A 13,350-nucleotide genomic window follows, 5' to 3' on the forward strand; every position below is an offset into this window, starting at 1 on the left:
ATCACGCCGGGCGGAGGCGGAGGTCAGCTGCCGGCGGCGCGGTCGCGGAGGACGCGGCGCTGTTGCTCCAGCGCCACCAGCTCCCCGAACAGCTTGTTGTACTCCTGCTGCTCCTCCACCGGATTGAGCCGCTGCATCCGCGACTTCGCCTGCGCGATGGCCCGGTCGACCGCGATGGCCTCGATGGCCGCCAGCATGGCGCCGGCGTAGCGTTCCTCGGCGTGCGCGTCCGCCTGGATGGGCTCCACCGCGAAGCGGGTCACCAGCCCCCGCGCCCTCTCCTCGTGCGCGTGCTCCAGCAGCCGGTCGACCCACTCGCGCCCGCCGTAGGAGCCGGCGGCCACGCCGCCCGCGGCGAGGATGACCTTGTGCAGCGTCACGTGGTCGGGAGCCGTGAACGCCTGCGGGTCGAGCGCGTCGAAGCGGGGCCCGAGCAGCGCCGGGCGCTGCACGGCGAGCTTGAGCAGCTCCCCCTCCACCCGCACGCTCGGATCGACGGGCGCCGCCTGGGGCGCGCGCCGCGGGCGGCCCTGCTGCGCCCCGCCCACCTCGGCGATGCGCTGCATCACGAACCGCTCGTCCATGAACCCCAGCCACCGGTCGAGGTCGATGGCGTAGCGCTTGCGCAGCCCGACGTCCTTGATCCCGGCCACGATCGGCGCGGCGGCGTCGAGCGCGGCGATCTTGCCTTCGTTGCTGCGCAGGTCGTAGCGGGAGATCGTGCTCCTGATCGCGAACTGGAAGAGCGGCTCCCGGCTCGCGATGAGGTCCCGCACGGCCGCGTCGCCCTGCTTGACCCGCAGGTCGCACGGGTCGAGCCCGTCGGGCTGCACCGCGACGTAGGTCTGGGTGACGAACTTCTGCTCGTCGGCGAACGCCCGCAGCGCCGCCTTCTGCCCGGCCGCGTCGCCGTCGAAGGTGAAGATCACCTCGCCCCGGAATTCGGCCTGGTCGAGCAGGAATCTGCGCAGGATCTTGATGTGCTCCTCGCCGAACGACGTGCCGCAGGTGGCCACCGCCGTCGGCACTCCGGCCAGATGGCAGGCCATCACATCGGTATAGCCTTCGACGATCACTGCCTGGGCCCGCTTGGAGATCTCCCGTTTGGCGAGATCAATCCCATAAAGCACCTGGCTCTTCTTGTAAAGCGGCGAGTCAGGCGTATTCAGATATTTCGGACCATCATCGGAATCGAGCAACTTCCGCGCGCCGAATCCGATCACATCGCCCGTGGCGTCCCTGATAGGCCAGATCAGCCGCCCCCTGAAGCGGTCGATGGGCCCCCGCCGGCCCTCCTTGGCCAGCCCGCCCTTGACGATCTCCTCGGCGGTGAACCCGCGCCCCAGCAGATGCCGCGTCAGCGCCTCCCATTCGGCCGGCGCGTAGCCCACCCCGAACAGCTCGGCGTCGGCCCGCTCGAAGCCCCGCTCCGACAGGAACCGCCGCCCGGGCGCCGCGTCGGGCACGAGCAGCTTGTCCGCGTAGAACTCCGCCGCCGCCTTGTGCGCCTCGATCAGCCGGGCCCGCTCGCCGTGGTCGCGCCTGGGGACGTAGCCGCCCTGCTCGTACTGCAGCGTGATCCCGGCCCGCTGCGCCAGCCGCTCGACCGCCTCGCCGAACGACAGGTGCTCGATCTTCTCGACGAACGTGATCACGTCGCCGCCCTCGGAGCAGCCGAAGCAGAAGTACATCCCGCGCTCGGGGGTGACGTTGAAGGACGGGCTCTTCTCGTCGTGGAAGGGGCACAGGCCCTTGAGGTTGCCGCCCCCTGCGTTGCGCAACTGGATGTGTTCGCCGATCACATCGGCGATGGGTGAACGCTCACGTACGAGCGCGATGTCGACATCACGGATCCGGCCAGCCACGCCGGTGAGTCTATTCCGCCCCACCGACGGTTCCGCCCCTCCGGGCCCGTTACGGGTAGGCGCGCATTACCTGTCGGTTGCTAAAGAGGGAAACCGGCTCTGCGGGAGCTCCCGGTCGGCTACAAAGGTAAAGGTTGTCGGTGGAAACGGTGACACGGGTGGAGATCATGCGTACGGGGCATCTCGGACGATGGGCGGCCGTCACGGCCGCCCTGTTGCTGACCGGCGCCTGCTCCCAGGCCACCGGCCTGGCGGGGGTCAACGCGACCTCGCCGTCGACCGCGCCGGCCACGAGCCCGCCGGCCGCCGCGCAGCCCGGCGAATCGGCGGAGCCGGAGGCCGAGCCCCAGGCGGCCGAGCAGCCGCCCAAGGGCGACGACCCGGTGAAGGTGCCGCCGCCGAAGATGTCGAAGTACGAGTACACCTTCCCGGTCAAGGGCTGCAAGACGACCTACCAGCGCCAGCTCCTCGTGCTGCCCAAGACGACGATCTGGGCGCCGCAGGGGTGCGCGTTCGTGGCCCCGATCGGCGGCGTCGTGGACGAGGTGAACCTCCAGGACAAGTGGAGCCCGTCCACCGACGCGGGGGCCGCCCGCGAGGGCAGGTTCGTCACGATCATCGGCGAGGACGGCGTGCGTTACCTCGGCGGTCACCTCGACACGATCGCCGACGGCGTCCGGCCGGGCGTCCCGGTCAAGGCGGGCCAGCTGCTCGGGCGGGTGGGCCGGACGGGCAACGCCCGCGAAACCGGGCCCAACCTCTACTTCGCGATCTCGTGGAAGACGGGCCCGGCCTTCTGGTGGGTACGCAGGGGCATGGTCAAGCCCTGGGACTACCTCGACGCCTGGGCGACCGGCAACCGCACGTACTCGCCCAGGGAGGAGACGCTGGCGTTGCGCGGCAAGCTGGGCGAGACGCCGGGCTGCGCCGTGCAGTGCGGGTCAAAGAAGGTCCCGCAGGCCGGCAAGACCCAGGGCCCGAAGCCGAAGCGCACCGACGACGGCGTGATCACCGTCACCCCGTCGATAGCTCCTTTTGGTCAACAATGACGCGTGACCTGATGAGCTCCTGGATCTCGTCCACGACGTCCCAGACGTTGACGTTCATGCCGGCGATCACGCGTCCCTCGCGCAGCCAGTACGCGATGAACTCCAGGCTTTCCGGCTCGCCGCGGTAGACGATCTCGTCGTAGCCCTCGATGTCGCCGGAGAACTCCATGCCCAGCTCGTACTGGTCGGTGTAGAAGTACGGGATCCGGTCGTAGACCACGTCCTGGCCGAGCATGGACCGGGCGGCGGCGGGGCCGCCGTGCAGGGCGTTGGCCCAGTGTTCGACGCGCAGGCGGCGCCCGTACAGGGGGTGGAAGGGCTCGGCCACGTCGCCGGCGGCGAACACGTCGGGGTGCGAGGTGCGCAGCGCGGCGTCGGTGTGGATGCCCTGGCCGACGTCGAGCCCGGCGTCACGGGCGAGCCCGACCTCGGGCGCGGCGCCGATGCCGACGACGACGAAGTCGGCGGCGAGCCGCTCACCCGAGCTGAGCCGCACGCCCGTCTCGGTGATCTCGGCGGCGGCGGTGCCGAAGCGCAGGTCCACGCCCTTGCTGACGTGCAGGCGGGCGAACAGGTCGCCGAGCTCGTTGCCGAGCGGCCGGTTGAGCGCGGTGGGCTCGGGCTCGACGACGGTGACCTCGCAGCCGGCCGCGCGGGCGGCCGCCGCGGTCTCCAACCCGATCCAGGAGGCGCCGACGATGAGCACGCTGCCGGCGCTCGCCAGGCGCTCTTTGAGCGCCTCGCTGTCATGGACGGTACGCAGGTAGTACGCGGGCCCCGGCAGGCGTCGCGGCGTGGCGCCGGTGGCGATGAGCAGCTTGTCGTACCGCCGGCGCGACCCGTCGCCGAGCCTGACCAGGTGGTTGTCGAGCTCGATGCGCGTGACGCGCGTGCCGAGCCGTAGATCGACGGCGTTGTCCGCGTACCACTCCGGGCCGTGGACGAAGATGCTCTCTCGTTCGCTCTTGCCCTGGAGGTAGTCCTTGGACAGGGGCGGTCGTTCGTAGGGCCGTTCGTTCTCCGCGCCGATGAGCACGATCTCGCCGTCGAAGCCTTCCTCGCGCAACGTCTCCGCGGCCTTGGCCCCCGCGAGTCCGGCACCGACGATCACATATGTGGCCATGGGCGCAGTATCCGCCTGCGCGGGTCATGGGGAAAGCCGGGTGTACCGGATCATGGAGAAACTTGGTCAGCGGGAGAGCCTGCGGTGCCACGCCACCGCGGAGGTGTCGGTGAGCGAGGCGATCTGGTCGATCACCACGCGGACGCGGGCCGCGTCGTCGGCGGCGCCCAGGTACGCGGGCCTGAAGGCGGGCTCCAGCGTGCCCGGCGCGCCCAGCGTGATCATCGAGGCCAGTTCGGTGATGAGCTCGCGCTGCCTGGCCTGATTGGCGTTGTGGTCCCTGGTGGCCATGACGTAGTGGGCGGTGACGCCCTTGAGCAGGGCGCACTCCACGCGGGTGGCGTGGGGCACGACGAGGTCGGCGCGGTGGCGGGAGCCGTACACCTCCTTGGTGGCGGTCTGGGCCGAGCGGCAGAAGCGGCCGATGAGGCCGCTCGTGAGAGCTTTGAGCCCGGCCAGGTCGGCGAGCGTGGCCTCGAAGCGGCGCGGCCAGAGCGGGTCGGTGATCAGCCTGGCGAAGATCTCCTCCAGCTCGCCGAGGTCGGCGTTGGGGGCGTACCAGGTGCGGGTGGTCTCGCACACCAGCGTGCGCTCGATGGGCGAGCGCAGCGCCTCGGGGGTGACGTGGCCGGAGTGGAGCGCGTCCTCGAGGTCGTGCACGGAGTAGGCGACGTCGTCGGCCCAGTCCATGATCTGCGCCTCGAAGCTCACCCGCCCGTCCGGCGCGCCGTCCCGGATCCACCGGAACACGGGTAGATCATCGTCATATACGCCGAATTTTGCGGATTTTTCGCATGTCCAGGGATATTTGATGGAAGCGTCGAGCGCCGCCCGCGTCAGGTTGAGCCCGGCGCTGCGGCCGTCCTCCGTGAGGACCTTGGCCTCCAGCCTGGTGAGCAGGCGCAGGCTCTGCGCGTTGCCCTCGAAACCGCCGCACGAGGCCGACAGCGCGTTGAGCGCCATCTCCCCGTTGTGGCCGAAAGGTGGGTGCCCCAGGTCGTGCGCCAGGCACGCGGTCTCCACCAGGTCGGGATCGACGCCGAGCGTGGCGCCCATCTCCCTGCCGACCTGACCGCATTCGAGGGAGTGCGTGAGCCTCGTGCGCGGGATGTGCTGGCCGCCGCCGAGGGACTCGGCAGGGCCCACGACCTGCGTTTTCGCGGCCAGCCTGCGCAGGGCGGCACTGTGCAGCACGCGGGCGCGGTCGCGCTCGAATGCGGAGCGTTCGGGATTGCCGGGAGGTTCCGGAACCCAACGCTCCTGATCATGGTCATCGTAGTACGGCATTGCTTAGGTGATTTTATCCAGTTTCCGGTCTCCGCTAAGGTCGAGCCTCGCGAGAACCCCTTCCCCGGGAGCCCTCACCCCATGACGACAGCGTTCCGAGCAGTGCTGGCCTTCATCCTGCTCGCCGGCTTCTACGTTCTGGTCGGCCTCTTCCTGGTGGCCGCCATCTTCTTCGATGTCCTGCTCCTCGTTGACTTCCACGCGAACACCCTCAAGCTCGCGATCATCCTCACCCTGGTCGCCGGCGCGCTCGTACAGGCCCTGTTCGTGGTGAGCCGCCGCCAGGGCGGCGAGCAACCGGGCGTGCCGATCGGGCGCGAGCACGAGCCCGCGCTCTGGCAGACGGTCGAGGAGCTCGCCCAGCGCGTGCGCACGGCGCCGCCGGACGAGATCCGGCTGGTGGCGGAGGTGAACGCGGCCGTTTCCGAGGACACGCGCTGGCTGGGGATGAAGGCGACGCGGCGGCGGATGTTCATCGGGCTGCCGCTGCTGCAGACGCTGACGGTGGACGAGCTGCGCGCGGTGCTCGGGCACGAGCTGGGCCACTACAGCGGCGCTCACACGCGGCTGGGCGCGCCGGTCTACCGGGGGCGGGTCTCGCTCCTCGCCACCGTCCAGGGGCTGCGCAACCACCCTTTCGTCCAGCGCCTGTTCACCTGGTACGCCAAGTTCTACCTGCGGGTGTCGCAGGCCGTCTCGCGCAAGCAGGAGCTGGAGGCCGACCAGTTCGCGGTCGCGATCGGCGGGCGGCAGGCCATGGCCGGGGCGCTGCAGAAGATCCAGACCACCGCGACCGGCTGGGACCTCTACGTCGCCAACTACCTGTCGCTCACCGGCGCGGGCGGCACCAGGCCCCTGTCGGTGTTCGGGGGCTTCCACGCGCTCATGAGCGACTCCGACCGGCAGGCCGAGATCGCCAAGCTGGGCGAGGAGCCGCAGGAGGTCTCGCCGTACGACTCCCATCCGAGCCTGACCGAGCGCCTGGCCGCCATCGAGCACCTGCCGGAGCCGCCGCACGTCCCCGACCCGCGCTCGGCCCTGACGCTGCTGCGCGACGCGAACGTGGCGGTGCAGGCCGTGGAGCAGTCCATGTGGACGCCGGAGGCGCTGACCGGGCTGCGGCCGGTGTCGTGGGAGGAGCTGGTGTCGCACGCCATGTACGCGGGCCGCAACGCCGACGCCCTCCACGACCTGGCGGTCGCCGGCCAGCGGGTGATGGGGGCCGCCCGGCCGTACCTGGACGCCGCCTTCGAGGCGATCGCCCGGGGCCGGCAGGCGGAGCTGGAGGCCGTCCTGCGCGAGCAGGGCTGGAACGCGTCGGAGACCCTGCTCGCCGGGGTGCTGGGGCAGGCGCTGGAGGCGGTGCTGATCCAGCTCGGCGAGGCCAAGTGGACGCTGTCGTGGTCGGGACCGGCGCGGCTGCTGTTCGACGACGGGGAGGAGGTGGCGCTGTCGGAGTACGCGGCCCAGGTGTCGGCCAATCCGGAGGCCGTCTCCGGGCTCCGGCGGTGGCTGGGGGACCACGGCATGCGCCACGACTACGTCCCGATCGAGGAACCCTCCCCCGGGCAGCCCGCCGAGGCCGCTACCCCCTCGATCTAACGCAGCGCCCGCTCGAATCCGGCGCGGTGCTCGGCGACCCAGTCGTGGCAGGCGCGCACCTGCGCCACCGCCCCCTGCTCGCGCAGCCTGATCGCGTACGCCAGCCCCTGCGCGGCATCCCGCTCGATGCCGCGCCGGCATCGGTCCTGCCACCAGAGGATCGTCTCGACCACCTCGCCGCGCTCCCGCAGCCCGTAGGCGTCGCAGATCAGCCGCACCCGCCGGGCCGCGTCGGCCGGGTCGGCGATCAGCGGGCCCAGGCCCGCGTACTGCCAGCAGACGTGCGCCACGTCGTGGACGCGCCGTCCCGGCCCCGCCATGTCCCAGTCGATGAACGCCACCGGCCGCGGCTCCTCGCCCCGGTAGACGGTGTTCCTGGGCGACAGGTCGTTGTGGCAGACCACCTCATCCTCCCCGGCCAGTGAGGTGCCGGCGGTCAGGTCGTGGAACTCCCGCACCAGCTCCGCGGCCCGCGCCAGGCTCTCGTCCGAGGCGACGCCGTCCGGCTGGACGTCCTCCCAGGCCACGTGGCCGTCCATGAAGCTCAGGATCTCCCGACCGCGCTCGTCGAGGCCCAGGAACCGGGGCGCGGCCGCCCATCCGCTCCGCTCGAAGAGGCGCAGCAGCTCGTGCACGTACGCGGCCCGCCGGCCGGGCGTGCGGCGGACGGTGTCGCCGACGCGGACGACGGCGTTGACGAAACCCCCGGGGAGGTGTGTTTCGGACATGGTCTCCAGACTGTCGCACAGGTCAGCGGTTTGAGGCTTTCACGCGGTCGATGGCCTGTTCATCATGCAAAGTCTCACAGGGCAGTGCAATGAAACACTTGAAGGTATGACTGAGAGCGAAATCATCGAGTTCGTGTCCGGTTTCCCCGGAGTCGTGACCCAGACCATCGAGGAGAACAGCGAGGCCCCCGAGATGGCCTGGGGCGACACGTTCTTCTTCTACGACCCGGAAGGCACCCTGGAGACCCATCCCCGGCAGCCGTTCGCCACGATCGTCATCAAGGACTACCCGGATTGGGACACCTTCTCCGACCTGAACAGGCCGGGCGTGTTCCGGCTCAACATCGCCGTCGGGCGCGCCACCCTCCAGCGGCTCGCCGGCGACGACGCCGAGGTCGACTACACGGCCGAGGACCGCGTCCTCCCCCACCCCAAGTACGCGACCCAGGGCTGGATCGCCATCGTGAACCCGGGCGAGCAGGCCCGCCCCCTCCTGACCGAGGCACACACGCGCGCCGTCACCCGCCACCGCCCCCGCAAGACCTCCTGACGCTCGCGCCTGGCCGGTCCCCGGCCAGGCGCAGCGAGGTCAGCGGGGTTCGTCGTCCCAGTCGGGGGGCGTCACCGTGCCGGAGAGCCAGTCGCGGCGCAGGATCGCATAGCCGACGGCGTCGTGGACCGTGCCGTCAAGGCCCGGCCACGACTCCCGGTAGTGCGACTCCTTGGCGTACCCGCTCTTGCGGAAGACCGCCCGCATCACGTGGTTGTCCTGGCGGGTCGTGCCCTCGATCCGGGTGACGTGCGGGAGCTCGGTGAACAGGTAGCCGGTCAGCCAGGCGACCGCCGCGGCGCCGAGGCCCCGGCCCCGCCATTCCTGCCCGATCCGCAGGTCGAACAGGGGGGTGTCGTCGGCGAGGTCCTGCAGCCGGACCAGGCCCGCGCGCTCCCCGTCGGCGAGCACCCAGAACGTCCTGGACTCCTCGTCGTCGTAGAGGCCGTCCGCGGCGCGCTCGCGCACGGTCTCGGGGTTCTGGACGCCCGCGTGAAAGGGCCATTCGTGCCCGGTGAGGAAGCCGACGAGCGCTTCGACGTCGTCCGGGGAGAATCTCGTGAACTCGATCTGCACCCCCCGCATCCTTCTGACGGGCTCCGCGCGGGGTCAACCGAATTTCAGCGGGGTCAGCCGATCACTCGCTCGGGGCTGTCCAGCCAGACCCGCTGCCCGTCGGGCGTGATCGTCACGCCGAACCGCTCCCGCTCCGGCTCACCCCAGTCCGCCCACGTCCGGCGGGCGTCACCCGGCTCGGCGAGGACGTCCTCGGCCAGGACGGCGCCCGGCGGGGTGTCATGCCGCGTCCACGTCATGGTCGTGAGCGGGGAGAACCGGCCGCCGGCCGTGCCGTCCGGCCCGACCACGAGCCGCAGGGCGTGCCCGTCGCCGTACGGCGCGACCACCACCCCGCCCGGCCTGGTCTGCGCGATCCAGGCGTACGGCACGGTCCGCACGGCGTACGTCGCGTGCACCCCGTCGTACGGCGCCCGCTCGGCCCACCCCGCCGTGCCGTCGCCCACGACCAGGTGCGGGAGCGCTCCCGCGGCGGCCAGGTTCTTGGCACCCTGCTCGGCCACGGTGGGATCCGCCTCGATGGAGGTCACGCTCCCCGACTGCCCGACCAGCCGGCACAGCAGGGCGGCGGTCCACCCCGTACGCGTGCCCACCTCCAGCACCCTCTGGCCCGGCGCCGGACCGAGCAGCTCCAGCAGGTCGGCGACCGCGCTGGGCGCGGGACAGGAGCACCCGTCGGCGGCGACGATCGGGCGCCCGGCGTAAACGGCGTCCCACCAGGCCGGCGGGTCGGCCTCCCGGTCGATCGGCGCGTTCCGCCCGTCGCGCTCGGGCGACTCCCCCACCGGCGGCACGAACCAGTGGCGCGGGACCGCCCGCAGCGCCTGCTCGATCGGCCGGGTGAGGGGCGGGCGGTGGTCGGTGATCGCCGCGATCATCGCGTCGAGCCGCCACGCGATGTGCGTGAACATCACACCGCCCCGTTCGCGAAAGGATGCCCGCATTCGTGCCTCCCCACAGCTCCACCTCCATATCTCGGGAAACGCTATCCGTGACGGTACGACTACGATCCGGATGCGGCAAGGGTTTCCATGGAAGTCACCGTCGAGGTGGGCGGCGCTGACATCCGGCCCGCGCGCCGGGTGAGGGAACGCCGTCAGAAGCGCCGCCAAAACGCTGCGTATCTCCCCGATCACCCAGTAAATTCGGAACCATCGCGCCAAACACCGGCGAGGGGGGATCGGGGTGCCCGGGAGCACGGCGATCGGCGGGCGTTACCAGCTGGTCACCTGCCTGGGCGGCGGCGCCGCGGCCGAGGTCTGGCTGGCCCTGGACCTGGGCCTCAACCGGGAGGTCGTGGTCAAACGCCTGCTGGCCGACAACCCCGGATCCAGCCGGTTACGCGCCGAGGCGCGGGCCCTGGCCGCGTTCAACCACCGGCATGTGGTCACCCTGCACGATACGGTGGACGACCCGGAGACGGGCACGTTCTGGCTCGTGATGGAGCACGTGCCCGGCGGGAGCCTGGACGGCCGGACCATGTCGCTGGAGCGGGCGGCGCAGGTCGGCGCGCAGATCGCGGACGCGCTGGCCGCCATGCACGCCGAGCGCATCGTGCATCTCGACGTGAAACCGGCCAACATCGTCGCCGCCGATGACGGCGTCGTGAAGCTGGCCGACTTCGGCGCCGCGTACCGGGTCGGGGGCCGCGACACGATCACCACGAACGGCGCCATCAGCTACACCGTCGCCTATGCCGCCCCCGAGGTCATCAGGGGGCAGCCCGACCCCAGGTCCGACGTGTTCTCCCTCGGGGCCACCCTCTACGCGCTGGTCGCCGGGCGCCCGCCGCGCCGGGGCGCCGGCGACACGGAATCGGACGCCGACATCGTGGCGTGGCGGGCCGCGCATTCGGACGTCTCGCTGACGGCGGACGTGGGACCGCTGGACGGGCTGCTGCGGGAGATGCTGCGGCTGGACCTCCGGGAGCGGCCGGAGATCGAGGACGTACGGAAACGGCTGGCCGAGATCACCGGAACGCCGCCGCCGGTCCCTGCACGGCGATGGTTTCCGCTCCTCGTGGCGGCGGTGGCCGCCGCGGCGGTGCTGATCGCCGCCGTGTCCGTCCTCGGAGAACGCGGCACACCGCCGCCCAGAGCCTCGGTGGCCCCCGCCACCCCCGCGCAAGCGGGGGACCTCTTGATCGGCGACCCCCGCACGGCCGACCCCTGCGCCATGACCGACGCCACCGCGCTCGACCGGTTCGGGAAGACCGAGCTCGACCGCGACTACGGGAACTTCGACCGGTGCGACGTCAGAGTGTCCCCGCCGGGCGGCGGAGTCGTGGACGTCGTGGTGGACCTCAACCACGACCCGCCGCCCGAGCAGCTCGGGGCCGCGCGGACCGTGGGCGGGATCACGGTGGCCGACGACCCCGCCGAGAGCGACGAGTGCTCGCGGACGCTCGTCCTGCCCGGCGTGGACGACGTCATCGTGAAAGTCCGCGCGCGGTGGGAGGGCGACGAGGGCAAGGCCGGGCTCTGCGAGATCGCCGACGCCGCCGCCACCGTCGCGGCGCGGGCGCTCGGCCGGGGCCCGCTCGAACGCCGTACCCCGCCGCTCCCCGCCACGTCGCTGGCGCAGCGGGACGCCTGCTCGCTGCTGTCCGGCAAGGCCCTGGAGGCCGTCCCGGGCATCGACGCCGCCGGCCCGGACGTCGGGTTCGGCGGGTGGGACTGCGAGTGGGACAGCACCACCAGTGACACCTGGGTGGACCTGGACTTCGACCGCGACCAGCCGCCCACCGCCGAGGACGGGACGGCCACCCGGATCAACGGCTACCGCGCCTTCGTCCGGCCGGACCGGGAGGAGCGGGCCTGCGAGGTCGAGGTGGTGTTCCGCCCGTACACCGATCAGGACGGCCGGACGGCGGTCGAGGAGGTACTCCTCGTGGTCGGCGGCTCGCGCCCCATGGACCGGCTGTGCGGGATGGCCACCGCGCTCGCCCGCTCGGCCACCGCCGAGCTGCGCGGCACCTGACGTCACGCTTCCGGGGAGGGTCCCGGAGAGGTTGGGGCACCATACGGCTGCGTCCGACAAGCACCGAGGAGGCGAACAGATGAGCGCTCCCCACAGCCTCGCCCACGGCGTGGACCCGGCCGTCCCGGGCACGCTGCACGCCCGCACCATCATGGGCGGCATCAGGGTCGCGCCACGCCCGGGCCGTCATGTCCGCTTCGGCCGCGACCAGCGCCCGACCGTCGATCTGCGGGTGGGCGCGGACGACCAGTCGGTGAGCCGCCTGCACGCCGAGGCGACGTACGAGGACAGCCGGTGGTGGCTGCGCAACCTGGGCCAGCAGCTCGTCCGCCTGCCGCGCGGCCAGCTGATGCACAGCTCCACCGACCCCGTGCCGCTGGCGCCGGGCTACACCCCGCTGTTCATCAGGGGCTCCGGCTACCGCCAGCACCTGGTGGAGCTCTACGTCACGGGCGCCTACGGCGACACCCAGGCCGACCTCCACGCGGCCGCGACCACCCCGCCGAAGATCTGGGGCCTCAGCGAGACGGAACGCCTGCTCCTGGTGGTACTGGGCGAGCGCTACCTGCTGTACGAGGAGGCTCCGCGCCCGTTGACGTACAACCAGGCCGAGGCCCGGCTGGCCTACCTGCGGCCCGGGGAGAAATGGCGGGCGGGCATCGTCGAGGACCGGATCGAGGCCGTGCGGCACCGCCTCCACGCCGCCGGCTTCACGTACCCGCTGCGCCACGACCGGTCGGAAGGCCGCCCGTACGACAACAACCTCCTGCACAACCTCCTCAGAGGCCTGGTGGAGTCGACCACCCTCGTCCCCCCGGACCTGGACCTCCTGGAGACCGACCCCGCCCGATAGGCACTTTGGGCGGCCGCTTGGGCCGAGACGCCCCGTCAGTCGGTCAGGGCGCGGGCGCCGCCGTGGCGGGGATAGGCGGCGTGCACGCGATCGGCGTATCCGGCGGGCAGATCGTCGGGGCCACCGGTCAGGTCGACGCCGATGCCGTTCAGCGCGATCGCGATCTCCGGCGGGCGGCGACGGGCGAACACGGGGGAATCGTGCAGCCCGTGGGAGGTGTGCAGGGCGATGCCGTCCCAGACGGTGTCGACGCGGGCGTCGGTGATGCCGTGCTGCTCCAGGAACCGGGCGGCGAAGTCGGCACCGTCGACCTCGACGTACTGGCCGGGGGTGAGCCCGATCTCACGGCGGAACAGCCGGGTCAGATGGCGCTCGCTGACCGTGGCCCGGGCCGCCATCGCGGGCAGGGTGTGCTCCGCCGCCCGTCGAGCAGCCCGGCCTCCGCCAGCAGGAGCGCGCCCGTGCACACCGACGCCACCCGGTGCGCGCGACCGCCGATGTCACGCAGCACGTTCAGGAACGCCTCGCCGGGACGGTCGCCGTCCGACGGCGCGTACCCCGGCACCAGCAGCGTGCCGATCGGCCCGTCGAGCTCGCCCAGCGCCAGGTCCGCTCCCAGCGGCACACCGACATCCGTGCGCACCGGCCGCCCGTCGACGGACGCGTGCCGGATGCGGTAACCACCGGAGCCGTGCCGCATCCGCGCCGGCCCCGCCACCCTTGGCTACTTAGTAATCG

13 protein-coding genes are annotated in these 13,350 nt (G+C 71.8%); 5 read left to right on the forward strand and 8 right to left on the reverse strand.

All coding sequences use genetic code 11. From position 1 onward, the window contains the following. Positions 1–23: 23 nt before the first annotated feature. A complete protein-coding gene (gene dnaG, locus ACWDRB_RS17385; protein WP_449894870.1) occupies positions 24–1,865 on the reverse strand; it encodes a DNA primase in 1,842 nt (613 codons plus the stop codon). 140 nt (positions 1,866–2,005) lie between these two features. On the opposite strand from dnaG, the gene ACWDRB_RS17390 reads away from it, so the two are divergent. Continuing rightward, positions 2,006–2,914 carry a M23 family metallopeptidase gene (locus ACWDRB_RS17390; protein WP_449894872.1) on the forward strand — a complete coding sequence of 303 codons (909 nt, stop codon included), beginning with the start codon at positions 2,006–2,008 and terminating at the stop codon, positions 2,912–2,914. Here ACWDRB_RS17390 and ACWDRB_RS17395 read toward each other — a convergent pair. Next, positions 2,880–4,037 carry an NAD(P)/FAD-dependent oxidoreductase gene (locus ACWDRB_RS17395; RefSeq protein WP_397367136.1) on the reverse strand — a complete coding sequence of 386 codons (1,158 nt, stop codon included), beginning with the start codon at positions 4,035–4,037 and terminating at the stop codon, positions 2,880–2,882. The two genes, ACWDRB_RS17390 and ACWDRB_RS17395, sit on opposite strands and share 35 nt — an antisense overlap. 66 nt (positions 4,038–4,103) lie before the next feature. Then, on the reverse strand, positions 4,104–5,324 hold the full coding sequence (locus tag ACWDRB_RS17400; RefSeq protein WP_449894875.1) for a deoxyguanosinetriphosphate triphosphohydrolase: 1,221 nt from the start codon (positions 5,322–5,324) through the stop codon (positions 4,104–4,106). A gap of 81 nt (positions 5,325–5,405) precedes the next feature. On the opposite strand from ACWDRB_RS17400, the gene ACWDRB_RS17405 reads away from it, so the two are divergent. Further along, positions 5,406–6,926, forward strand: coding sequence for a M48 family metallopeptidase (locus tag ACWDRB_RS17405; protein WP_350725151.1), 1,521 nt, complete (start codon positions 5,406–5,408; stop codon positions 6,924–6,926). On the opposite strand, the gene ACWDRB_RS17410 is transcribed toward ACWDRB_RS17405, so the two are convergent. After that, on the reverse strand, positions 6,923–7,654 hold the full coding sequence (locus ACWDRB_RS17410) for a phosphotransferase (RefSeq protein ID WP_449894879.1): 732 nt from the start codon (positions 7,652–7,654) through the stop codon (positions 6,923–6,925). The two genes, ACWDRB_RS17405 and ACWDRB_RS17410, sit on opposite strands and share 4 nt — an antisense overlap. A 106-nt stretch (positions 7,655–7,760) precedes the next feature. Between ACWDRB_RS17410 and ACWDRB_RS17415 the strand changes: the two genes are divergently transcribed. Continuing rightward, on the forward strand, positions 7,761–8,204 hold the full coding sequence (locus ACWDRB_RS17415) for a DUF6194 family protein (protein ID WP_397367133.1): 444 nt from the start codon (positions 7,761–7,763) through the stop codon (positions 8,202–8,204). Between the two features lie 39 nt (positions 8,205–8,243). Here the strand turns inward: ACWDRB_RS17415 and ACWDRB_RS17420 are convergent, their stop codons facing one another. Further along, the gene (locus ACWDRB_RS17420; protein WP_449894881.1) at positions 8,244–8,780 is read right to left on the reverse strand and encodes a GNAT family N-acetyltransferase; all 537 of its coding nucleotides are present in this window, start codon (positions 8,778–8,780) and stop codon (positions 8,244–8,246) included. A 53-nt stretch (positions 8,781–8,833) separates the two neighbouring features. Continuing rightward, on the reverse strand, positions 8,834–9,724 hold the full coding sequence (locus ACWDRB_RS17425) for a protein-L-isoaspartate O-methyltransferase family protein (RefSeq protein WP_449894884.1): 891 nt from the start codon (positions 9,722–9,724) through the stop codon (positions 8,834–8,836). Positions 9,725–9,965: 241 nt separating this feature from the next. Between ACWDRB_RS17425 and ACWDRB_RS17430 the strand changes: the two genes are divergently transcribed. Next, positions 9,966–11,759, forward strand: coding sequence for a protein kinase domain-containing protein (locus ACWDRB_RS17430; protein WP_449894886.1), 1,794 nt, complete (start codon positions 9,966–9,968; stop codon positions 11,757–11,759). 79 nt (positions 11,760–11,838) lie between these two features. Beyond that, the gene (locus ACWDRB_RS17435; RefSeq protein WP_449894889.1) at positions 11,839–12,612 is read left to right on the forward strand and encodes an FHA domain-containing protein; all 774 of its coding nucleotides are present in this window, start codon (positions 11,839–11,841) and stop codon (positions 12,610–12,612) included. Between the two features lie 35 nt (positions 12,613–12,647). On the opposite strand, the gene ACWDRB_RS17440 is transcribed toward ACWDRB_RS17435, so the two are convergent. Then, positions 12,648–13,010 (reverse strand): hypothetical protein, encoded by a 363-nt coding sequence (locus ACWDRB_RS17440; RefSeq protein WP_449894891.1) that lies wholly within the window; start codon positions 13,008–13,010, stop codon positions 12,648–12,650. Next, entirely contained in the window at positions 12,974–13,330 is a 357-nt protein-coding gene (locus ACWDRB_RS17445; protein ID WP_449894894.1) for a DJ-1/PfpI family protein, read from the reverse strand. Before ACWDRB_RS17445 ends, ACWDRB_RS17440 begins: the two co-directional genes overlap by 37 nt. Between the last annotated feature and the right edge of the window lie 20 nt (positions 13,331–13,350).

It is taken from the genome of Nonomuraea sp. NPDC003707 (assembly GCF_053587055.1).